The following is a 23804-nucleotide window of genomic DNA, read 5'->3' on the forward strand; positions in this document are numbered from 1 at the left end:
CGATTTGATTTTAGATTTTTGAGTGTAGATCTTAGATTGAATCAATCTGAAATCTAAATTCTGAAATCTAAATTTTAGTGGTGCCCCTCCTCTTCGTGGTGGTGCTCTTCTACTGCTGAACCAAAATAAAGTGCAGACAGCATTGTAAAAATATAGGCTTGTAAAAATGCTACTAAAATCTCTAGTATAGAAAGTGCAAATGATAATCCGAAAGATAAACTACTTCCGATCCAGCTTTTAAAGATAAACATTAATCCGATAATACTCATCAATACGATGTGACCAGCAAAGATATTCGCGTACAAACGAATCATTAATGAGAATGGTTTAATGAAAACTCCTAACAATTCGATTGGAGCCAAAATAATTCTCATTGGTTTTGGTACACCTGGCATCCAGAAAATGTGACCCCAGTAATTTTTATTTGCAGTAAGATTTGTAATTAAGAAAGTAATGATTGCTAAAGAGAATGTAATTGTTAAATTACCAGTAGCATTAATTCCTAGTGGAGTTAATCCGAAGATATTTAAAAACAATACAAAGAAAAAGATAGTCAATAAATAACTCATGTATCTCTTATAATGTTTTTCACCAATATTAGGAATAGCAACTTCATCACGGATGAAAACCACTAACGGCTCAAAAATTCTTCCAACTCCAGAAGCAATTCCTCCGTTTTTAGCATATGACTTTGCTAAACTTGTAAACAACCAGAACATTAGTAAGGCCGCAATAAAAATAGAAAGTACTGTTTTTGTAATTGAAAAGTCTAATGGGCGAACATTTGTTGGATGACCTGTTTTTTCATCTTCAGTAATTGTTCCAGCAGCATCGGTTTTGTAGATTTTACCATCATGATGATTAATCATGTAATAATTTCCGTTTGATTCTGCTACAGCATGACCGTGATTAAATTTTGATGAAGAAAAAATTTGTAAACCATTATCCCAAATAATAACTGGTAAAGGAAAACCATAATATTTTCCTGTTTCATCATCTTGAGTCAAAGTAAAATCATGAGAATCTAAAACGTGATGTTTCACGAAACCTTTAATTTTAGATTTTACGTCAGTTGGCTCTGCATTATGGCCTTCTGCAGTAGCTTCGTGAGCTACTTCAGTTTGAGTATGTGCAGCGTCTTTTTCCGAATTAGCAAAGCCGATTACCGGAAGACAAGCTACTAAAGCTACAAGAATTAATCTGAGTGGTTTGTTTGAAATCACCATATCTGTTGAAAATCTGATTTTTTACGTTTCTAAAATTTGGTGCAAAGGTACATTTTTTATTAATATTCAAAAGGATATGAAAAATTATTTTTGAACCTTGTTTTACAGAATCCTTATTTTAACGCTTTTCATTTAATAATCGGATAGTTAAAAGCGTTTCAAATAACAAAAATAAAATAAATGTTATAAAAAAATTGACTTTTTCAACAGCCATGTTTTGAAACTTGTCTGTCAAAATTGGTCGTAAAACAAAATAGAAAAAAAACATTTGAATAAAAGTGCCTCCCATAAAAAGCATTCCGATATTATCAAAATGAGTTGTTTTAAACTTTAACAATACTAAAAATAATACAGCTGCAAATGCAAAAAAAATAAAATACAACGATTCTAATGTATAATGGAAATTTTGATCCTGAACACCACAAACAAATAAAACTCCTTTATGTATTATATAGGAGACTACGGCAAGAATAAATAAATGTAGAATTGGTCTGTAATCTTTTAAAAGCATTTGAAATATTTTTTTTGCAAAGATGCAACATTTATTTCAAGCGGTTTAAAAGGTAAATTACTTTGTTTTATTGATTTCGTTAACTTGACGGAAAACATTATAGAGTGCTATCGCAACTCCAACCATGATAAGAATTTTGTGGTAATAAATTTTGGGGCTCGGATGATTCTCATCGAGCCACGTCCCTAAATAGGAGAATAAAAAAATAATGACTCCCATTTGAATCGGAATATTAATAAGCGCGATCCATTTATTTCTCCTATTATTATTCTTATTATTCGGTTCCTTTTCCATCTTCTAATAGTATTGTCGGATTAGAATTTAACATCGTACAGGTTGCTGTAAAATCTGCTCCTGGTTCTATGGATAGTTTTCCAACTGCAATTTCTCCATGAATGCGAGCTGTTCCTTTTATATTAAGGACTTCTAAAACTTTTAATTTTCCTTGAAATTCTCCTTCAATATCAGCATTGTGGCAAATAATTTCTCCTTTAACAATTCCTGATGCTCCTATAACGAGTTTTCCTTGCGAAGTAAAATTTCCAATCAGTTCACCATCGAGTCTAAAATCAGCTTTTGAAACAATATCTCCAATAATAGAAGTTCCTTCTACAATTCTGTTGGTTTTTCCTAAATTCTCTGTAGTGCTTTTTTTGACTTTTTCAAACATGATTTTATGGGGTTTTTGGGGCTAAATACGTGTCAAGATTTTTTTTGATTTGAACTACCTTATAATTATCACTTGAAATAATTATTGGCATATTAGAGATTTTATATTTTTTATCGTCTCTCAAAACTCCTGAAACATCTTTGGCATACGCCTCTGATTTTAAACCATGAATAACTACAAAACTTTCTGTTTTATTGTATTTATCAAATGAAGTTGTTAGTCGTTCGAAATTTTCAACCAACATATATACCCTAATTGCTTCCTCAATTTTTTTAACCGTTTTAAGGTCATTATTCGAAACCGGATATAAAATTTTCCAGTTTTTGCCATCAACAGCTGTAAAATCTAGTTTTTCTAAAGTTGGAATTTGTTTTTCCAAAATTTCACGTGCCTCTTTTCCTTCTTCACTATTTGGGTAATTATCGGCAACATTTTCCAATCCCTTTTTATATACAGCCAAACCTTCTACTTTTCCTAAAGTACTCGCTTTAAGCAATTCAAATTTAGAAACAATGTCTTCTCCCGCATATTGATTGATCAAGTTGTCAATGTTGTTTAAAACTTCATCAAAATGTTCTTCCTCATAAAGTTTATACCATTTTTTATATTCCTTGTCAGCCGAGGCTAAATCATCAGAATTGGCATTGTTTAAAATCTGTGCATATCTTGAAGTTGGATAATTACCTATTATATCCGACTTCATTCTCTCTGCTCTTGCTGGATTTGTAATTTGATAGATTTTATACAAATTATACATCGAAGGCAAAACCAGTTTTTCTTCAGGTTTATTCTGTAATAATTGTTCTAACTTATCACTGGCTAAGGTGTATTCTTTAAATTTTTCTTTATAAATAAGTCCTAATTGATAATACGCAAAGTTTCGTTCTTTGCCAATACTGTCCATAACCACAGGACTTGTAGGGATTTTATTTTCATAAAATGCCGTTGTATATTTTTCTGGTACCGTTTGCTGCAACGCATTTATAGAATCCTGATTGATGTTTAAGGAATCGCTTAATCTTGTATTCACAATTGTTTTTGATGAAGATATTCTCCAGTTTCCTGCTATAGAACGATTTCCCCACATTTTTCTGAATTGCAGTTTTCCGTAAGCAACCGTTGTTGGGTTGTAAAAATAAAAAGTACTTGCGACATCATTTGATCCTGGCGGATTAAAGGCTCCTGCTGTTAAATCATTTTTGCCGGGCGCTTGAGGATTTATAGCAGTTTGTGTATTGCCTGTATTTGTGTTTCGCTGTACATTTGCAAGTTTTTCTTTTTCTTTTTCTTCTGCTAAACGTTTTGCGTCGTCATTCTTTTTAAGTTCCGCGATATAAATTTCGAAGTACGTTTTTCGTTCTTCTGCTGGTAAATTATATACTTTAATAATACTGTCGTTGCGTTTTGCAATTCCTTCGTATTTAATTACGTTATCTAAATTTTTTCTGTTTTTTTCGATAAAAGCAAACTCTCTGGTTTTTGGATTCAGCTTTACTAATGTACTGTCGTAATATTTTGCCGCCATTGTATAATCTGTATTTCTAAAATACATATTTCCAATGTTTCGATAGGTCGAAGCAACGAGATAAGGATCTTTAGATTTTCTGCCTAATGAACGATTGTAAAATTCCAAAGCATCTTTCTGCTCATTATTTTTATCAAAAAAGACAGCCATTTCATAAAACAGAATATCATAATAAGGTCTGTTTTCACGATCATCAATCAATTTATTATAGGTATCGATGAACATGTTTTGATCGTCATTTTCATAATCAAACATCTGCGCTTTTCTCGCATAAGCATGCATCATGTATTTACGATCGGCCTTGCGGTTCATATCGATTACGCCATTATAAAAGTAAACGGCACTATCTCTTTTTCCGGCTTCCTGGTATAACTGTCCTAAAATAAAACGATATCTGGCTCTGTCTTCGTTAATTCTGGTAAATTTTTCGGCAATTTTTAATTTGGTTACAGCACTGTCTTTTTGTTCTGTATTTAAAAAAGCTTCGGCCAATAATGCATTTGCATCCGAAAAAGTCTGTTTATCTAAGTCTGTTTTCTTTAACAGAAGATTGATATTTTTAATTACAATTGCATCATTTCCTAAACGCATATTTGTTTTTTCGCGCCAGATTTTTGCTGTGTAAATATTACTGCTGTTCGGGTATTTATAAAGAATATAATTGAAAGCCTCAATTGCCGGAATAAAACGTTGATCATAATATCTGGCTTTTCCGAGCATCAAATAAGCTTCGTCAATCTGATAATTTCTTTCTCTTCCTCCAATATTCATGGAGTGTTTCTGAATGGCTTTTGTTGCTTTGGTTTCTGCGAGCTCAAAATCTGGATTTTTTGCTTTTTCTCCTTCTGAAAAATTCTCGTCAAACTGCATTTTTTCGATTGGCAGAATTTTCCAAAAATTATCCTGATTATTCGTCTGAATTGACTTCAATCCTTTTTCAAGACCAATTCCGCCGTTATACAAAATGTTATATTTTGTACTTAAAGCATGAGAATTTCTGTTCACAAAAGTATTATTCTTGGTAGAACAGCCTATCAAAAAGAATAAAAAAGCAAGAAAAAAACAGTATTTTAGAGTATTCTTTTTCAATAGAACTAATTTTTAAAGCATAAACTTATAAAAAGCACTTTTAGTATAATGACTTGTAAAAATACGCTTCTTTTTGAAATATAGAAACTTAAACAGCAAAAAACGATTCCAGTTCTTGTAAGGTTTCTTCAGAGGTTTGAATATCTTTTACAATTTCGCCTTTATTAAGTGCCACAATTCTATTGCAAACTTCAACAGTATGCTGTAAATCATGGCTTGACACTAAAATAGTAACATTCGGGTCGTCAGCTAATTCCTTAATAATTTTCTTCAAACGGCTCACAGTTGTAGGATCTAAATTAGCAAAAGGCTCGTCTAAAATAATCACTTGAGGATTGCCAATAAGTGTTGCAATAATTCCCACTTTTTTCTGATTTCCTTTTGATAAATCGCGAAGATATTTCTTGTTGTTTAAAATCTCTCCATTAAAAAATTCTTCATGTTTACTTAAAAGCGCATCAATATCGGCTTTATTTTGATGACGCAAATCACCAATAAAATAAAAATATTCTTCAGGCGTCAAATAACCAATAAGGAAACTTTCATCTAAAAATGAACCTGTAAAAGATTTCCAGTTTTCACTGATATTTACCTGAATATCATTGCTTTTTATATATCCCGTAGAAGGCTGAATAAGATCTAAAAGCAAACTGAAAAAAGTTGTTTTTCCTGCGCCGTTATTCCCTACAAGTCCAAAACTCTGTCCTTTTGGAATTTCAAGATTGTTGATATTTAAAACTGTTGTATTGTTATATTGTTTTGAAAGCTGATTTACTTGTATCATTTTTTTTATGTTTAATTGTTGATTTGGTTAATTGTTAATTTGTTTTTTTCGATTAGATAAAAATTATCTAATTATCAAATTGACACATTCTCTAATTAATTTAACTCTTTTGTTTATAAGCACTTATTGTACTGTATTTTTCGACTTTGTATCTTTTTTCAATTAAAGAAAAAACCTTTTCTTTAAAAATAAAACCCAAAACTCCAGCGCCCGCAACCAAAGCTAATGCAACGGTTTTATCGGCAAAACGAAGTCCAAGCCAATACAATAATAATGGCAAAAATATTTTAGGAAGCGAAAGCAGCATTGCGCTTACATTAAACGCTTTTTTGTCGCCAAAGGCACCGCTGGCACTACTTAAATCAATAGGAGTTTTTGTAAATGCACCGCCTAAAAGTACCAAATGTGAGTTTACACCAATGTTATAAATTGCTCCAACAACAATGGTTAAGTAAACTTCCCATCCATAAAAAAGATAAAATGATGCAATAATTGTCGACACAAAAGTCACAATTACAATAAGCCACCATTTTGAAGTAATATAACCGCGATACGGAATATTTTGTGTCATCATTAATTGATAATACGAACTGTCCCAACTTGGTACAAACTGACCAAAAACAAATAAAAATCCACCTGAAACAAATATTCCGGCAAAAATTTGCATCGCCGGCGGCTGATGGGTGTTTCCAAAAAAGATCAATCCGTAAAACAAGAAAACAACACTCATAAAAATCGTTGTTTTTGATCTTTTATTTCTCTTAATAAGTTTAATGTCATTTTTAAGAAATGTTCCCAAAGTTCCAAATTGATTCAGCCAAGAAAGATTTTCTGTTGTAGCAATATCCTCTTTTACAGAAAGTCCGGCGTCGAGATATAAATTGTTTTTAAAAAATCTAAAGGTGAAAATATATAAACCCGCCAGTACAAAAACAGGAATTAATGACAATCCGGGGATTTCATAAAGTCCTTGAAAAAATGGCGCTGTAAAAACGGTAATATCAAATAACTTATAATATTGTGCCGTTCCCAGCGCAATGGCCAGAACCAGAAAAACTGCAAATAATTTATCAATATTGTTTAAAATAATATTTAAAAAATTATTGATATAGATAAAAGAAATCATCGCAAGATTCCAGAAAAGAATGCTGACAATATCATATCCTTCAATGATTAAAACAACCGAAAAAGGAATAAAAAATAAGGCGTGAACCCAATTAAAAAATGATAAAACAGTTTTGCCCAATGAAAAATGAACAATTGTTGGTTTTTTAAAAGGCAATACCAGTAACGGCTTTATATTTAAAACCGGAATTGACTGCACCATCAAACGAACTATTAAGTCAAATATGAAATAATAAATCAAAAACCTGTTTACTGTCTGCAAAGGTTCAAGATTCATTTTCTTAAGAATGTAGAAAGCGCCCACACCCACTCCGATAAAAATTAATGAAAAATAGATCATTAAGAATCCTAGTAAGATTTTCATCGCAAGGTTTTTGCTAAACGATGCTGATCTTATAAAGGCTTTCCATTCGAGAAAAATAAACTTTTTAATCATAATTATTGGTTTTGGTTTTTCAGTAAGAGACCAAATGTAGGAAAACGTTACAAAAAAAGTTAAAAAAAATATTTTAGTAAGCGTCAATTACTTAGTGTTTGCTACTTTTGCAAAAAAAATAAATCATGCCTTCATTTTTAAAACTTATAATTAAAGAGGTAAAACGCGAAACTGCCGATGCCGTTTCTGTACTTTTTAATGTTCCTGAAGAACTAAAATCGGACTATAAATTTATAGCCGGACAATACATAAATTTAAAATTAACACTTGATAATCAAGAAATAAGACGTGCTTATTCTATTTGTTCTGCACCAGAAAGCGGTGAATTGCGAATTGCAGTTAAAGCGGTGAAAAATGGTCTTTTTTCTCAGTTTGCCAACACAAAGCTAAAAGCTGGAGATGTTCTTGAAGTAGGACATCCAGAAGGAAAATTTACTTTTGAGCCAGAAGCTGACAGACAAAAAAATTATGCGGCGTTTGTTGCAGGAAGCGGTATTACACCGGTTCTTTCGATTATTAAATCGGTTTTAAAAAGTGAGCCAAAAAGTTCATTTGTATTAGTTTACGGAAATAAAACTCCTGAAGGAACTATTTTTCACCAAGAATTACATGATTTACAATTACAGTATGTAGGACGTTTTTTCATACATTATGTGTTTAGTCAAGCAAAAGCTGAAAATGCTTTGTTTGGAAGAATTGAGAAATCAGCTGTGAATTTTGTGCTGAACAACAAACATAAAGAACTGCAGTTTGACAAGTTTTTCTTGTGCGGTCCAGAAGAAATGATCAACACGGTTTCAAATATTTTAAAAGAAAAAAATGTAAAAGATTCAGCAATTAAGTTTGAGCTTTTTACGTCTTCTTCTGAAGAGCATGCCATTCAGGGTTCTCAAGAAGGTCATACAAAGATTACGGTTTTAGTTGACGATGAAGAAGTTACTTTCGAAATGTCTAAAAAACAAACGATTCTTGATGCTGCTCTAAAACAAGGCGTTGATGCTCCTTATTCTTGCCAAGGCGGTATTTGCAGCAGCTGTTTAGGACGTGTTACAGCAGGTTCGGCTGAAATGACAAAAAATTCAATTTTAACAGATGGCGAAATTGCAGAAGGTTTAATTTTGACTTGTCAGGCGCACCCAACATCAGATACTATTTACGTAGATTACGACGACGTTTAGTCTGTTAAATCCTAAAAATATAAAATTCCAAATTCCAATTTTACTATTGGGATTTGGAATTTTTTTTATCTGAACTTCATTCTTTTCTCAGGGTTTAAAACTTTGAAAGTATAATTTTCGATTTTAAACAATGCTTAAAAAAGTGTTTAAATAATTAAATATTTTTTAAGAAATGTGCCTAAAATTTACTATATTAGTAGTGTACTTAAGCCACCAAATCATACTATATCTTACAGATCGATTTTCAAAGGCTTTATTAAATTGTCAACACGTTTTTAAAAATTCTATATTATGGCAATGCATCACTACCTCCGTTTGACTTTTATTTTACTTTTTGTAGTAACCTCTTTTATTGTGGTCTACTTTGTAATTAAAAAAAGAAGAAATAGAAAAGTTCCTAAACTTCTTTCAAAAGAAAAATATCCTTCAGTGCTTGAAGAAATGAAAGAAATATCAGTTGCTAACGATCACTTTTTTAATATTTGGCCGTATGTAAGTGAATTAAAAGCTGCCAAGATTTTATCGAATAAAATTAAAGAATCCGAATTAATTCATAAAGTTTACAGAAATTCAGCTAACAATTTTGAACACGTTTTACTTGTTACCGAACAAGAAAATCATTTTGTTGAAATTGTAGTTGATCGAAACAAAAAGAAAGCGATGGGATATCTTTTTCTTAATTTATGAGGAAAAGATTGTTCTCAAAATAAAAAAATCCAAATTCCAATTGTAAAGTTGGAATTTGGATTTTTTTGTTATTGGAATTTCTACTATAACTGAGACTGAATACTATTAATTATTTTCTTTGGAGAAATCGTTCTCATTGCATCTTCATAACCTTCAACAATTTTATTTCCATAAACAGATGTTGGCAGTTTTGGATATTTATTTCGGTCTGAAGTCAAAGCATTTTCTAAACTCTGATTAAATGGCAAAAATCCTGCGTAAGGATGTGTCGCACCCCAAAGTGTAACAACTTTTACGCCAAGCATTGCGGCAATATGTGCGTTTCCAGAATCCATAGAAAGCATGACATCCAGATTGCTTATTAATTTTAATTCCTGCTGAAATTTAATTTTTCCTGCCACATTTATAACATTTTTAAAAGGCGCTGCAAGAGAATCTAAAATCTCGATTTCTTTTTTTCCGCCTCCAAAAAGCAAAATTGTCTGGTCTTTATTTTCAGCTAATTTTACAATTACTTCCTGCATTAAATCTAAAGGATAAACCTTAGAATCGTATTGTGCAAAAGGCGCAATTCCGATTAATTTTTGATAACTCTCTCCTATTAAATCGGTAATTTCTGCGCTTAAAACTGCTTTTTTAGGGAATTCAGGGTTATTCAAATCTACAGGAAAACCAAGTGCTGAAAACACTTTTGCATGCCTCTCAAACATGGATGGCAATTGTTTGAAAATTTTATTTTCGGCTCTTGTCAATTCTTTTTTCCCTTCTCGGCCTTTATCAACTGTTGCTCTTTTTTTTCCGCTTAAAGCGAAAAGCAAACTCACAACTTTAGATCTTAAAACATTATGAAGATCTGCAAAAGCATCGATTTCAAGCTGTTTCAAATCTTTAAACAATCGCAAAAGTCCGAGAAAACCTTTATGTCTTTCTTTTTCATCAAAAGCAAAAAATTCAAGATTCGGAATTCCATCAAAAAAAGGTTTGAAAAATGGACGTGAAATAACCGTCAGTTTTACCTCTGGATATTGTTTTACAAAAGCGCGTAAAACAGGAACCGTCATGGCGACATCTCCCATTGCGGATAGTCTCATGACGGCTATGTGTTTAATTTTGGTAGACAAGTCGGCCAAATTATTTTTTATTTTGATATAAAACAGGATTCAAATCATCATCGTTGTACATTTTCATTTGTTTGTACACTTTCATGAATTTTTCACCACTTTCAATATCTGTCAATAATTCTTCAATTGCTGTAGATAAATCTGTTCTTTGCTCTAAAAGAATGTTTAATTTTTCCTGACATTTATCTCTGTGTTCTTGTGAAGCCTCTGCACGATTTGCTTCTTCGTTCATGTGATAAATTTTCAAAGCCAAAATAGACAATCTGTCAAATGCCCAAGCTGGACTTTCTGAATTGATTTTTGCTCCGTCTTTTGCTTTTACAGAACTGTATTTTTGCAAAAAGTAACTGTCAATATATTCAACCATATCAGTACGTTCCTGATTTGAAGCATCAATCTTTCTTTTTAAAGTCAACGCTGCAACAGGATCAATCTGTGGATCACGAATAATATCTTCAAAATGCCATTGAACAGTGTCAATCCAGTTTTTAAGATATAATAAGTGCTCAAATTTATCCTTTGGAAAAGGATTATTAATCGGCTGATCAACACTATCAAATTGATGATAATCTTTGATGCTTTGTTCGAAAACAGAATATGCTAATTTTGAAAACATGTCTTTAATTATTAGAGACACAAAGATACTTTTTATACTTTTATAGTGTGAAAAAAACTATTATTTTTTCATTTTACGTTACAAACAATCAATAATTTTAAAAATTACATATGAAAATTCATTATATATCTGAAAATAACAGCGTACTGAATCATTTTTTAGGCCAAATAAGAAATGTAAATATTCAGAACGACAGCATGCGTTTTAGACGAAATATTGAACGAATTGGCGAAATTATGGCGTATGAACTGAGTAAAGCTTTACCGTACAAAAATATCGATATTCAAACGCCGCTCGGTATTAAAAAAACAACTGAAATCGCATCTGACATTGTTTTATGTCCGATTTTAAGAGCCGGATTACCGCTTCATAACGGCTTTTTGAATTATTTTGATCATGCTGAAAACAGCTTCGTTTCGGCCTGCCGATTTCATCCAAATAATGATGATGAATTTGAAATTTTAGTTGAATATCAGGCGATTTCAAACCTCAACAATAAAACGGTTTTATTGCTCGACCCAATGCTGGCCACCGGACAGTCGATAGTAGCCGTTCATGAAAAATTAATACAGAATGCCACTCCAGCCGAGTTTCATATTGTAGTGGTTATTGCTGCTCCAGAAGGTGTTGCCTTTTTAGAAAAAAAACTTCCTGACAACTGTCATTTATGGGTTGCCGCTCTTGACGAGAAGCTCAATGAGAAAAACTATATTGTTCCTGGACTTGGTGATGCCGGTGATCTTGCCTACGGAAGCAAATTATAACTGAGAGAAAAAAGTAAATAAACTGCAGCAAATAAGAACGTAAAACACAATTTCATTGTTTAATTTTTGCTGCATGTATTCAACGTGACTAGACGCCATTATCGTTAAAGGCGTAATACTAAACAACAGCAAATCATTGCTTTTATTTGGTGAAATAATAAAAACAAAAGCCGCTATAAAAAAACAGGCTACTATTTTCTTATACGAAGTATGTACAATCTGTGGTCTATTTGACAAGGTCGTTAACATTGAAAACACAAAAAATAAGGCAACGGCCACATATATTGAGAGCGCTCCGTTTTCGTAATTATTTTTAAAATAATCGATCCTTAAATCGGTTACGGCTCTTTTTTCAAAAAAAGCTATGGCATCAAAATGAAATACCAGCGATACCAATAAAAAGATTAATCCTACCGCTAAAAATGCTACAAATGGCAAAACCCAGTTTCTATAATCACGTGAAACGTGAAAAATAATGGATATAAAAACTAAAATAATAAAGAGAATACACCAAAATTGAAATAAAGAAGCTACTAAAATCCAAAAAGAAGCATCAAATATTTTTTCTTTTGAAGATTTCAAAGACTGCAATGAAATTAACCTGCGAAGTGCAAGCAATAGAAAAAAGTTGGCATAAATAACATTTGGATCGTTAAATATCGTGGGGAAAAATAAGATGAACAGCAAGTAGAAAAAAATCGCATATCCGTTGTCTTTACTGAGCCCGTTCTTTTTTGCAATAAAATTAATCAAGAAAAAAGAAGCAAAAATAAAGCACAGCAAACTTATTTTTTGAAATCCCAAAAAATAATTTGTAAACCAAGACGGATCCTGAATTTGAAATAGAAAAAAGAAAACCAGTATTAAAATTACAACCAAAGAATAATTTAATGGCGTAGATTTTTTAAAAACACTTGTTATCATAAGGATATTTTATACTTTTGTGACTGTAAATATAATACTTGTTTAAAAGGAAAAACCAACAAGTTGAAAAAGATTCTTTTTGAATTTTGATTCAATGCGTTAAAAACAATAATAACATATAATTTTATAAATTATGACAGCTTTTTTCGAAGGAATTCAATACTTATTTGTTAACATTTTATTTGCTCCACTTGACTTTTTACGTCATTTAGAACCAATTACTTGGTTTGGTGCAAACACTATTAACTGGATTTTCATGATCATCTGTGCAAGTGCAATCGTTTATTGGATTAAACAATTACGCATTTTTGATGACGCCGGAACAGAAAACCAAGATACAACGGCTCACTCTTTTTTAAAATAAAAAGTTTCTAACCCTCCGAAAAGGGTTAGAGAATTCATTTTATATTAGATCGAATCCGATATCTTTTCTAAAATACATCTTATCAAAGCTTAGTTTATCTATGTTTTGGTAAGATTTTTTTATGGCCTGCTGGAAATCGTCTCCATATGATGTTACTGTCAAAACACGTCCTCCATTACTAACGACATTTTCGTTATCTAATTTTGTTCCCGCGTGAAAAACTATAGAATCTGTAATATTTTCTAAACCTGTAATTACTTTTCCTTTTTCGAAATCTTCAGGATAACCGCCAGAAACCACCATAATTGTAGTCGCACTTCTTGGATCAATTTCCAAAGTAAATTCGTCTAATTTTTGATTCGCAACCGAAAGGAATAATTCAACCAAATCAGATTTTAATCTCGGAACCACAACTTCAGTTTCCGGATCTCCCATTCTCACGTTGTATTCAATAACGATTGGTTCGTTTTTTACATTGATTAAACCAATAAAAACAAATCCTTTATATTCGATTCCGTCTTTTTGGAAACCTTCAATTGTTGGTTTTACGATACGCGTTTCGATTTTTTCCATCAAAACAGCATCAACATAAGGAACTGGAGAAACTGCTCCCATTCCGCCTGTGTTTAAACCTGTATCGCCTTCGCCAATTCTTTTGTAATCTTTTGCTGTTGGAAGAATTTTATAGCTTTTCCCGTCTGTTAAAACGAAACAGCTTAATTCGATTCCGTCCAAAAATTCTTCGATAACAACTTTTGAACTTGCTGCTCCAAATTTTGAATGAACCAGCATATTTCTTAATTCCGTTTTTGCTTCTTCAAGATCCTGAATAATCAAAACACCTTTTCCTGCTGCTAAACCATCTGCTTTTAAAACGTAAGGTGGCTGCAATGTTTCAAGGAAATCACATCCTTTTTCAACTGTTTCGGCAGTAAAACTGTCGTACGCAGCCGTTGGAATGTTATGTTTCATCAAGAATTCTTTTGCAAATTCTTTACTTCCTTCTAATTGAGCTCCCAATTTTGATGGTCCAATTACCGGAATATGTTTTAAACTTTCGTCGTTTTTAAAATAATCATAAATACCTTTTACCAACGGATCTTCTGGTCCTACTACTACTAAACTTATATTTTCTTTAAGTACTAATGCTTTTACGGCTTCAAAATCAGTTGGAGCTATTGCAACATTTTCAGCAATTGCCGCTGTTCCTGCATTTCCTGGTGCAACAAAAAGTTTTTCGCAAAGTGGACTCTGAGTCATTTTCCAAGCAAAAGCATGCTCTCTTCCGCCCGATCCCAATAATAAAATTGTCATGGTGTTGTTGTATTTAGTTGTGGTGCAAAAATACTTGCTTTTGTACGTAAAAAATAATTAAATCTTTAAAAAGTTGTTGGTTCTTTATTGTTAGTAGCTAGTAAATATTATTTTTGACGAAAATCTAATTCATGAAACATTATATAAAAACATATATTTTTAAAACTTTAAGCATTCTTCCTGATTCTTTAGGTTCTAGAATTTATCATCAACTACAAAATGTTTCTGAAAATAAAAATATTGAAGGAAAATTAAGAAGCACAGAAAATACGCTTAACATTTTAGGTTCAATTTTTTCGAGCCTAAAAATAGATTTACAAAACAAATCTGCAATTGAAATTGGTTCGGGATGGCTTCCAATATCACCTTACATTTTAATCCATAAATATAAATTAAAAGAGGTTCATACTTTTGATATTAATGAACATTATCAAACTAAAAACCTCCTAAATTTTAATTCTCTGTTTTCAAAAACATACAATTGTACTATAGCGGTAAATAATAATAACCAATATCCCTTACCAGAAAACGTTCATTATTTTCCATCTCAAAATATAATAGATGCTGAAATTCCTAAAGCTGATGTTGTTTTTTCGAGATTTGTATTAGAACATGTAACTCCAGAAGATATAATAAAAATCCATGAAAAATTTAAGAACTCTTTATCGAAAGGTTCTTATATAGTACATTTTATTTCGCCTAGTGATCATAGAGCACATTCAGACAAATCATTATCACTTCAGGATTTTTTAAAGTATGGCTCTAAAGAATGGGACAGCATACAAACAAGATTTGATTATCATAATAGATTAAGGCTTCCTCAATATTTAGATATTTTTAATTCATTAGATTTGGAAATTGCTTATATTTCTCATGATAATCCTAAACCAAATTCTCCGCAAGAGCAAAAATTTAGAAATCTAAAATTACATGAAGATTTCAAAAAATATTCTGAAAAAGAATTAACTGCTGGAAGTATAAATATTGTTTTAAAAATATAATGATTCGTCTTTTTGATATTTCACTCCAATTAAATGGTTTTCCGATAAAGAAAGCTAAAACCGAATTGGACAAAATTGTTCATTTTTCTGAAGAAGAATATGCTTCGTTTCTTGAAAATAAAAAGAAGGAAATTGTTGATTTTCATCTAAAAAACAATTCTTTCTATGCCGAATTAGCCGGAAATACAACTGCCGAAAATTGGGGAAATTTACCCATTTTAAACAAGCAAAATCTCCAAAAACCGCTCGAAGAAAGGCTTTCAAAAGGTTATTCTAAAAAAAATATTTACCTCAACAAAACTTCCGGATCAAGCGGAACTCCTTTTGTTTTTGCCAAAGATAAATATTCGCATGCTTTAACCTGGGCATCGAATATTATGCGTTTTGGTTGGTTTGGAATAGATTTTAATCATTCGTATCAGGCGCGTTTTTATGGCATTCCGATGGATTTTATTGGCTATCAAAAAGAACGTTTCAAAGATTTTCTGACACATCGTTTTCGTTTTCCTGTTTTTGATTTATCAGATGCTGTTTTAGAAAAATTTCTGAAAAAATTCAGAACAAAAAAATTCGATTACATCAACGGTTATACAAGTTCGATTGTACTTTTTGCTAAATTTTTGGAACAGAAAAATATCATTTTAAAAGAAATCTGTCCAACACTAAAAGCTTGTTTTGTTACTTCGGAAATGCTTTTTGAATCGGATAAAAAACTTTTAGAAAAACAATTCGGAATTCCGATTATTAGTGAATACGGCGCTTCAGAACTGGATTTAATTGCTTTTGAAAATCCACAAAGCGAATGGCAGGTAAATGCAGAAACGCTTTTTATCGAAATCTTAGACGAAAACAACAATCCTGTTCCACATGGAACAGAAGGGAAAATTGTCATTACTTCTTTGTTCAATAAAGCAAATCCTTTCATCAGATATGAGATTGGCGACATTGGAATTTTAGACGAAAAAAGCACTCCTCAAAAACCAATTCTAAAAAAATTAATTGGTCGAACCAATGACGTTGCAATTCTCCCAAGCGGAAAAAAATCGCCAGGTTTGACGTTCTATTACGTAACCAAAAGCATCATTGAAGATGATGGAAACGTAAAAGAATTTATCATCAAACAAACTAAAATTGATACTTTCGAAATTGAATATGTCGCTGAAAAAGAACTGGTTTCAGAACAAATTCAAAAAATAAAAGAAGCTATTGATTTATATTTAGAACCCAATTTAAATTTCACTTTTACTCGAAAAACAGTTTTAGAAAGAACCAATCGCGGGAAACTAAAACAGTTTAAATCGTATTTATAAATATAAATAAAATCTTACATTTGTTTTTTTAATTAAAAACTTATGGAAGATCACTCTTTACTTTCTGAAGAAACAATTTCTAATAAAATATATTTTATCCGTGGTCAAAAAATAATGCTAGATAGCGATTTGGCATTGCTTTATGACGTTGAAACTAAAAGGTTAAATGAACAAGTTAAAAGAAATCTGTCTAGATTTCCTGAAGATTTTATGTTTCAACTAACTGAAAATGAATATAATTCTTCAAGGTCGCAAATTGCGACCTTGAAGAATGGAAGAGGTTCAAACTTAAAATATCTTCCTTATGCCTTTACAGAACATGGGATTTTAATGCTCTCAAGTATTTTAAAAAGTGACAAAGCTATTCAGACAAACATTCAAATTATGAGGATTTTCACAAAAGTGAGACAAATGCTTTTGGATACAACAGAAATTAAAGTCGATATTCTACAGATTCAGAAGAAGTTAGAAAATCACGATAAAAATATTGAATTGGTATTTTCCTATTTGGATGAGTTGACTGAAAAGAAAGAAAATGAATCTGAAAGAGTAAAGATTGGCTATAAAAAATAATTCTTTAAGATCACAAATTGTGATCTTAAAAACTTGAGGTCACAAATTGTGACCTCAAGTTTGTGATTAATTATAACAAAACGACTTGAAAAAATTGGAGGTCGCAGATTGCGACCTCCAATTCTATACGAAATTCTTCAAGGTCACAAATTGTGACCTTGAAACTTGAAGTCGCAATTTGCGACTTCAAGTTGAAATTTAAATTTTCTTTATATATTTTGGTTTGATTATCAACTGAGTAAACAAAAACCTCATCATCAACAAAACAGAAAAAACAAGATTATAACCATGGAATTCTCTGTAAACACCAAAGTTGTGTTTAATCAATTTGAATTTTGATGAAGAAATAGAATCCTTCCTAATTCTGTAAAAAGCTAACGGTTCCGGAATAGCTTCTGCCGTTTTTATTTGTTTTAAAATCGTGAGCCACAATCGCCAGTCTTGTCTTTTTTGTGACGATTCTAATTTAATTTTTCCAAAAAATTCCGCGTCGTAAATGGCAGTTAGATTTCCAACGTAATTACAAAAAAAAAGCTGTTTATAAGTCAGTGGTACCGGAGTTTCAACTCTTCTTTTCAAATCATTTCCATCGTCATCGATACAATCGTAAAAACTAAACGTAAAAGGAAGATTCTTTGTTTTTAAAAACTGAACTTGTTTCTCCAATTTTTCAGGAAACCATAAATCATCGGCATCTAAATAAGCGATGTATTTTCCCGATGCTTTTTCTAAAGCTATATTTCGGGCAAAACCATTTCCTGAATTTTTTTCTAATCTGAATAATTTGATTCGGTTGTCATTTTGAGCAAATTCCTCAATTATAGCAACCGTCTGATCTGTTGACGCGTCATCAACTAAAATCATTTCCCAATTAGAATAACTTTGATTTTGAACCGATTGCAAAGTTGCTCTAATGAACTTTTCAGTATTATAGGTCGGAATTAAAATAGATACTAAATCGTTCATTAGATTTATGATGCTTTCAGAAATGTATTATTTCTTATTTTATGTAACTAGAAAAATCTTTGTGTTCTTCCTTAGAAAGTTCTTCTTTTGAAAGCGATCTGAAATAATCATACGTAATTTTCATTCCTTCAGAACGGCTTACTTTTGCTTCCCAGCCAAGCAATTCTTTCGCTTTCGTAGTATCTGGCTGACGCTGTAAAGGATCATTTATTGGCAAAGGATGATAAACCACTTTCTGATTTGTTCCTGTCAGCTTAATGATTTCTTCTGCAAAATCTTTAATTGTGATTTCATCTGGATTTCCAATATTTACCGGATATACATAATCGGAATGCAGTAATCTGAAAATACCTTCAACCTGATCATCCACATAACAGAATGAACGTGTTTGCATTCCATCTCCAAAAATTGTCAAATCTTCTCCGCGTAAAGCCTGTCCAATAAAAGCAGGAATTACACGTCCGTCATTCAGTCGCATTCTTGGACCATAAGTATTAAAAATACGTACGATTCTGGTTTCTACGCCGTGAAAAGTGTGGTACGCCATAGTGATTGATTCCTGAAAACGTTTGGCTTCATCATAAACACCGCGCGGGCCAATTGTATTTACGTTTCCGTAATATTCTTCTGTTTGCGGATGAACCAGCGGATCGCCATAAACTTCAGAAGTTGAAGCAATCAAAATTCTTGCTTTTTTTACTCTTGCCAAACCTAATAAATTATGTGTACCCAGAGATCCTACTTTTAAAGTCTGAATAGGGATTTTTAAATAATCGATTGGACTTGCAGGGGATGCAAAATGCAAAATATAATCTAAATCACCAGGAATGTGAACAAACTTGGTGATGTCGTGATGGTAAAATTCGAAATTTTCTAACTTAAATAAATGCTCAATATTTTTAAGATCGCCCGTAATCAGGTTATCCATTCCAATAACAAAATAGCCTTCTTTAATGAATCTGTCACATAAATGTGATCCTAAAAACCCTGCAGCACCGGTAATAAGTATTCTTTTCATAATTGATTTATTGAACATTTTTGAGCTTTATTCAATGTTAAAACTCAAGATAGACGCACAAATGTAATAAAATATCTTTCCTTTCAAATGGCACTTCAAAGCATATATTAAAAGAAGTTTACGGATTCAGATAATTATTAAACTCATTTCTCTATTTTTACCCACAAATAAAACCACTATTTTGAAAGTTGTACATATTATTGAGGCGCTCGGTGGCGGCGTTTATACCTATTTTAGAGATTTATCGACTTTCTTTGGAGATGACGAAATAAACAAAAATATAGAAACCACTATTATTTACAGTGGCAATCGAAAAGAAATTGATGCTCAAAAAATAAAATCTGAGTTTTCAGATGGCGTTAAACTGATCCAGGTCAATATGGTTCGGGAGCTTTCTCCTTTTCAAGATTTAAAATCGGCGTACAACTTAGCTAAGGAGATTAAAAAAATCAATCCTGATATTATTCATCTCCATTCTTCTAAGGCTGGAGTTTTGGGTCGTGTGGCTTATTTTTTCTTATTCAAAAAAAAGAAACTCTTTTATACGCCTCACGGTTATTCGTTTTTAAGAACTGATATTTCAAAAACGGCCAGAAACATTTACTGGGGAATCGAAAAGAATTTTCAGCGTTTTTTTGGAGGAACAATTGTTGCCTGCGGTGATACCGAACAAGAAATTGCAAAAAAAATTGGTCCTGCAAAATTAGTCCGAAACGGAATTGATATTGACAATGTTCAAGAGCATTATGCACCTCATCAAAACGAAAAATTAACGATTGGGATTATGGCCAGAATTACTGCTGCCAGAAATCCAGAAATGTTCAATCAAATCGCTTTAAAATTTCCCGATTTTAACTTTGTATGGATTGGCGACGGCGAATTAAAACATTTAATTACAGCTCCAAATATTAGAATTACGGGCTGGATTTTAGATCGAAAAACAGTTTTAAGAGAATTGAACAATGTTGATATTTATATGCAAGTCTCGCTTTGGGAAGGCTTGCCAATTGCCGTTCTTGAAGCAATGGCACTGCAAAAACCAATTATTGCCACTAATATTATTGGAAACAAAGATGCTGTTTTGCACGGAAAAACAGGTTTTCTTTTTACTGATATCGCCGAGTTAGATCAATTCTTCGAAACTTTAAAAGACGAAGAAACAAGATTACAATTTGGTCAAAATGCTTTGGATAGATGTCGCAATTTATTCGATAAAAATCAAAATTTTAAACAGCTTCTGGCGCTTTATCAAGAATAAATTTCTGCTGCAGCCAATAACTTCCAAAAATTGAAAACCATAATCCGCTGAAGGCAATTCCGTCAAAACGGAGTAAAAAATCATCTACTAGGTTTGAGGTGAAGAAAATCAGAAAAAATGAAACTATCATCGCATTTTTTAAATCATAACCTAAATAACCAATCGTAAAAATATAAAGTACTACGACGATAGGACCAAGAATTCCGAACTTCAATAAAAAATCTAAAAACTGATTGTGCGTTGGGAATTCATATTTCGCCAAAAACTGCTGATTTGTAGCTTTGTAATATTTATTTAACTCTGGTTTTCCATCAGAAGCGCCAACGCCAAAAGGAAGATGTTGCACAGCCAATTCCCAAGCCGATTTCCAGATTGAAACCCGCGTTACCAGCGAATTAAAAACCTTAATTTCTGGATGATCAATTTCGTCCAGTTTGCCAACTTTATCCATATAAGCAAAAGTTACCGACGAATATTTTTCTTTCATATAAGGGTTCTTCTGAACGAATAAAAACAAGATGCCACCCAATAAAATAACAATTACAGAACTTGTTAAAAGAATCTTTTTTAAATTGAATTTTGATTGGATTTCGTAGAAGAAAACAACTAAAAACCCAATTAAAGTGTTTATAAGCGCCATTCTGGTATTTACCAAAAGCACAAAGAAAAATGAGAACAAGAAAACAGCGACACTTGTTATTTTAAAACCGATTTTTTTCTGATTTCTAAAGCTTTCAAAAACAAAATACAGTGCACAAACCGTTACAAAAGCCAAATGCATATTTAATGCCGGCGCATGAATTCCTATACTGTCTGCAAACTGATAACCCATTTCCCATAAATCAATCCGATTTACATATTTTGCTACCAAATCTGGATAAACAATAATAAATCTGGTCAGGAAAAAAATCATAAAAACCGTTGTAGAAATCACATAGGTCTGAATGATTTTAAAAAATTTGACACGCTGATAATTTCCAATTATAAAGAGCGGAAAAATTACCAATGATGTACTTTTTTCAATCGCTTTTAATCCTCTTGCAAAAGAATCATTGTTCCAAAAAAGCAGCAATTCTAATAAAACTGGCGATGCAATGCAAGCCATTAAAAGCAGTTGTTTTTTGGAATATTTCAGTTTTTTGATGAAAATCAAATTGAACGCTGCAAACAAAATAATCAGCAATGAACACGGTTTTCTGAAAATCATCGTAACCGCAATCAGACATAAAAAGACATGAAATATTTTATTGAAATTCTTTTCGGAAATGCTCATAATACAGTGCAAAATAGATTAAAGGAAAAATTCCGATTTTATGCCGAGTTGCCGAACCTAAATCGGGTTCAAAAACGCCTTGAAGAATAAAAAACGAAAACAAAATAAACATGATCAACAGCTCATAACGGAATTTTTTTCTGTCTTTTAAACACTTCGAAAAACGAACTAATAGAATATAAAACAATAAAAGCTGCCAAATAACAAAAATGACAATTTGAGGCGAAAGAATATATTTTAGGCCATTTATTGGCAAATTGACGGTAAAAAAACCATAAAAGATTCCAACAATTTCTCCGTACCAAGTGTCTGTTTTTACAGGCGAAGTGATCATTGAATTGGCATCGCCGGAAGCCATTCGGGCGTTATTCACCACTTCCCTGCTTATTTCAGAAAAATACTTTCCCTTTAAAATGCCATAACTCAAAGAAAGAAAAACAGCAATCAACAATCCGTAGAAAATTGTACTTACCGTTTTGTTTTTAAAATTAATAAAACTTACCAAGTACATTCCGCCGCCTACAATCGGAATTAAAGCAAAATAAGGCCGATATAAGGCTCCAAAAACAATTAAAAGCAATGCGCTAATGAAAATGGTTTTTTGGAACGAAAACCGCTCATTTCGGCACAACAAAACAATTACGGCAATAAACAAATAGGTTATAAATTCTTTTGAAGGCATTGAAATGAAAATCGCAATCATAAAAAAGCCGAGATACACTAAAATATTCTTGATATTCAGTTTTTCGAAATTATTCGGAATTCCTATTTTGTACAAAATATAGATAAGAATCGGAAATTGAATTAATGCAATTATAGGAAAAGGCAAATACCTAAAACCTATAATTTTATAGAACAAAATGGTCAACGGATAACTTCCGAAATAGCCAATTTCATTGTATTTATCATAAATTATGATGGCGGAATCGTAGAAAAATTTTGGAGGCAAAACAAAAAAAGCCAAAAATGCCACAACTAAATTAGCTGCAGCAATCAGCAAAAATGCTGCGGTGCTTTTTTTGATCAATAATTGCATATTTCTATCTGTATTTTATTTTGAAGCTCTGCGTTTTTTGTTCATGCTTCTTTTTAATCGGTAACCATTCAAAAAGAAAATCAATGTTTTAAAGGACAAAAATTTATAGAATTTCATCACTTTGTCCACTTTTACATTGCGTCCTTTTTTAAGAAGATATTTCCAGGAAATTAAATCATGCCAAATCTGTTTTTTTGTTTCAGACGACAAAACATAAAAATCTTTTAGAATTACAACATAATTGCAGGCCCAATAATTCTCTATTGCTTTGTTTATTACTTCTGATTGCGTTTTCGGCGAATTCATTCCGTCTTTTACCATTTCATAAACATCTTCAATATGTTTTGTACTCACCGTGGTTGTAATAGAACCTTGGCGCGCCTGACGATAAACATAAAATGATTTCGAATAAATACTGAAAGTCTTGAAATAATACATCAATTTTCCGCACCATTCAACATCTTCGGATTTTCTTCCGACAGGGAAAAACAATTCATTTTCGATTAAAATTGTTCTTTTAATTACTTTATCCCAAGCCGAAGCAACATATAAATCGTGATAAACCAGATTTAAAATCTCCTCTTCAAATTTCCCGCTTTTATTTTTTATAAATCGCTGATTGTATTTGCAGTGTACATCATTTTCTGCAAAAAAACGGCTTTCTTCATGAATGATTATGTCTGGATTTGTCTTGGAAATTAAATGATTCAAATCTTTCAGAACCTGTTTTCCCTGCCAATAATCATCGCTGTCTGTGAAAATAATATACTCGCCTTTTGCCTCTTTTAAACCTGTATTTCGGGCATCAGACAAACCTCCATTTTTTTTATCAATCAAGATTATCTGAGGAAATTTTTGCTTGTATTGCTGACAGATTTCCAGCGAAGAATCTGTTGATCCATCATTGACTAAAATTAATTCGAAGTCAGAAAAACTTTGGCACAAAATACTGTCTAAACATTGCGGTAAATAATCCTCAACGTTGTAAACGGGAATAATAATGCTGAAAAGTAAAGTTTCTTTCTCGATGTTCAT

23 protein-coding genes are annotated in these 23804 nt (G+C 31.9%); 8 read left to right on the forward strand and 15 right to left on the reverse strand.

From position 1 onward, the window contains the following. Positions 1–74: 74 nt before the first annotated feature. The 6 genes from atpB to GKZ88_RS19855 form a co-directional block, all read right to left on the reverse strand. On the reverse strand, positions 75–1226 hold the full coding sequence (gene atpB, locus GKZ88_RS19830) for a F0F1 ATP synthase subunit A (protein ID WP_155104053.1): 1152 nt from the start codon (positions 1224–1226) through the stop codon (positions 75–77). A gap of 568 nt (positions 1227–1794) precedes the next feature. Next, positions 1795–2031, reverse strand: a complete 237-nt coding sequence (locus GKZ88_RS19835) for an AtpZ/AtpI family protein (RefSeq protein WP_155104054.1) — start codon at positions 2029–2031, stop codon at positions 1795–1797. After that, complete coding sequence (locus GKZ88_RS19840) at positions 2012–2407, reverse strand: polymer-forming cytoskeletal protein (RefSeq protein ID WP_155104055.1); 396 nt, start codon at positions 2405–2407, stop codon at positions 2012–2014. Before GKZ88_RS19840 ends, GKZ88_RS19835 begins: the two co-directional genes overlap by 20 nt. A 4-nt stretch (positions 2408–2411) precedes the next feature. Continuing rightward, positions 2412–5021, reverse strand: a complete 2610-nt coding sequence (locus GKZ88_RS19845; protein WP_155104056.1) for a tetratricopeptide repeat protein — start codon at positions 5019–5021, stop codon at positions 2412–2414. An 88-nt stretch (positions 5022–5109) separates the two neighbouring features. Continuing rightward, positions 5110–5805, reverse strand: a complete 696-nt coding sequence (locus tag GKZ88_RS19850) for an ABC transporter ATP-binding protein (protein WP_155104057.1) — start codon at positions 5803–5805, stop codon at positions 5110–5112. A 100-nt stretch (positions 5806–5905) separates the two neighbouring features. Further along, complete coding sequence (locus tag GKZ88_RS19855; protein ID WP_155104058.1) at positions 5906–7366, reverse strand: DUF5687 family protein; 1461 nt, start codon at positions 7364–7366, stop codon at positions 5906–5908. Positions 7367–7491: 125 nt separating this feature from the next. Here GKZ88_RS19855 and GKZ88_RS19860 point away from each other — a divergent pair, with 125 nt between their 5' ends. Together GKZ88_RS19860 and GKZ88_RS19865 are read left to right on the forward strand one after the other, a co-directional pair. After that, positions 7492–8544, forward strand: coding sequence for a ferredoxin--NADP reductase (locus tag GKZ88_RS19860; RefSeq protein ID WP_155104059.1), 1053 nt, complete (start codon positions 7492–7494; stop codon positions 8542–8544). Between the two features lie 291 nt (positions 8545–8835). After that, positions 8836–9231, forward strand: coding sequence for a hypothetical protein (locus tag GKZ88_RS19865; protein ID WP_155104060.1), 396 nt, complete (start codon positions 8836–8838; stop codon positions 9229–9231). A gap of 83 nt (positions 9232–9314) precedes the next feature. On the opposite strand, the gene GKZ88_RS19870 is transcribed toward GKZ88_RS19865, so the two are convergent. Both GKZ88_RS19870 and GKZ88_RS19875 read right to left on the reverse strand, forming a co-directional pair. Next, complete coding sequence (locus tag GKZ88_RS19870; protein ID WP_155104061.1) at positions 9315–10322, reverse strand: glycosyltransferase family 9 protein; 1008 nt, start codon at positions 10320–10322, stop codon at positions 9315–9317. 40 nt (positions 10323–10362) lie between these two features. Then, a complete protein-coding gene (locus tag GKZ88_RS19875; protein ID WP_155104062.1) occupies positions 10363–10968 on the reverse strand; it encodes a DUF4254 domain-containing protein in 606 nt (201 codons plus the stop codon). Positions 10969–11078: 110 nt separating this feature from the next. Between GKZ88_RS19875 and upp the strand changes: the two genes are divergently transcribed. After that, the gene (upp, locus tag GKZ88_RS19880) at positions 11079–11732 is read left to right on the forward strand and encodes a uracil phosphoribosyltransferase (protein WP_155104063.1); all 654 of its coding nucleotides are present in this window, start codon (positions 11079–11081) and stop codon (positions 11730–11732) included. On the opposite strand, the gene GKZ88_RS19885 is transcribed toward upp, so the two are convergent. Continuing rightward, entirely contained in the window at positions 11727–12656 is a 930-nt protein-coding gene (locus GKZ88_RS19885; protein WP_155104064.1) for a DUF6427 family protein, read from the reverse strand. The two genes, upp and GKZ88_RS19885, sit on opposite strands and share 6 nt — an antisense overlap. Before the next feature lie 133 nt (positions 12657–12789). On the opposite strand from GKZ88_RS19885, the gene GKZ88_RS19890 reads away from it, so the two are divergent. After that, complete coding sequence (locus tag GKZ88_RS19890) at positions 12790–13020, forward strand: uracil phosphoribosyltransferase (RefSeq protein ID WP_155104065.1); 231 nt, start codon at positions 12790–12792, stop codon at positions 13018–13020. A gap of 39 nt (positions 13021–13059) precedes the next feature. Here the strand turns inward: GKZ88_RS19890 and purD are convergent, their stop codons facing one another. Further along, positions 13060–14334 carry a phosphoribosylamine--glycine ligase gene (gene purD / locus GKZ88_RS19895; protein WP_155104066.1) on the reverse strand — a complete coding sequence of 425 codons (1275 nt, stop codon included), beginning with the start codon at positions 14332–14334 and terminating at the stop codon, positions 13060–13062. 131 nt (positions 14335–14465) lie between these two features. Here purD and GKZ88_RS19900 point away from each other — a divergent pair, with 131 nt between their 5' ends. The 3 genes from GKZ88_RS19900 to GKZ88_RS19910 are packed head-to-tail and all read left to right on the forward strand — an operon-like array spanning position 14466 to position 17218. After that, positions 14466–15335 (forward strand): hypothetical protein, encoded by an 870-nt coding sequence (locus GKZ88_RS19900; RefSeq protein ID WP_155104067.1) that lies wholly within the window; start codon positions 14466–14468, stop codon positions 15333–15335. Continuing rightward, positions 15335–16645, forward strand: coding sequence for a phenylacetate--CoA ligase family protein (locus GKZ88_RS19905; RefSeq protein ID WP_155104068.1), 1311 nt, complete (start codon positions 15335–15337; stop codon positions 16643–16645). Before GKZ88_RS19900 ends, GKZ88_RS19905 begins: the two co-directional genes overlap by 1 nt. 42 nt (positions 16646–16687) lie before the next feature. Next, entirely contained in the window at positions 16688–17218 is a 531-nt protein-coding gene (locus GKZ88_RS19910) for an ORF6N domain-containing protein (RefSeq protein WP_155104069.1), read from the forward strand. 198 nt (positions 17219–17416) lie between these two features. Here GKZ88_RS19910 and GKZ88_RS19915 read toward each other — a convergent pair whose 3' ends face one another. Both GKZ88_RS19915 and GKZ88_RS19920 read right to left on the reverse strand, forming a co-directional pair. Continuing rightward, entirely contained in the window at positions 17417–18184 is a 768-nt protein-coding gene (locus GKZ88_RS19915; RefSeq protein WP_155104070.1) for a glycosyltransferase family 2 protein, read from the reverse strand. Between the two features lie 34 nt (positions 18185–18218). Beyond that, entirely contained in the window at positions 18219–19202 is a 984-nt protein-coding gene (locus GKZ88_RS19920; protein ID WP_056196753.1) for a UDP-glucuronic acid decarboxylase family protein, read from the reverse strand. A 181-nt stretch (positions 19203–19383) separates the two neighbouring features. On the opposite strand from GKZ88_RS19920, the gene GKZ88_RS19925 reads away from it, so the two are divergent. Then, a complete protein-coding gene (locus tag GKZ88_RS19925; protein ID WP_155104071.1) occupies positions 19384–20460 on the forward strand; it encodes a glycosyltransferase in 1077 nt (358 codons plus the stop codon). Here GKZ88_RS19925 and GKZ88_RS19930 read toward each other — a convergent pair. The 3 genes from GKZ88_RS19930 to GKZ88_RS19940 are packed head-to-tail and all read right to left on the reverse strand — an operon-like array spanning position 20429 to position 23804. After that, positions 20429–21733 carry an O-antigen ligase family protein gene (locus GKZ88_RS19930; protein WP_155104072.1) on the reverse strand — a complete coding sequence of 435 codons (1305 nt, stop codon included), beginning with the start codon at positions 21731–21733 and terminating at the stop codon, positions 20429–20431. The genes GKZ88_RS19925 and GKZ88_RS19930 overlap by 32 nt on opposite strands. Beyond that, positions 21705–22769, reverse strand: coding sequence for a hypothetical protein (locus tag GKZ88_RS19935; protein ID WP_155104073.1), 1065 nt, complete (start codon positions 22767–22769; stop codon positions 21705–21707). Before GKZ88_RS19935 ends, GKZ88_RS19930 begins: the two co-directional genes overlap by 29 nt. Before the next feature lie 15 nt (positions 22770–22784). Continuing rightward, positions 22785–23804: a glycosyltransferase family A protein gene (locus GKZ88_RS19940; RefSeq protein ID WP_155104074.1), complete on the reverse strand. Its 1020-nt coding sequence runs from the start codon at positions 23802–23804 to the stop codon at positions 22785–22787.

The organism is Flavobacterium sp. LC2016-01, from assembly GCF_009711135.1.
Classification (GTDB): Bacteria; Bacteroidota; Bacteroidia; order Flavobacteriales; family Flavobacteriaceae; genus Flavobacterium.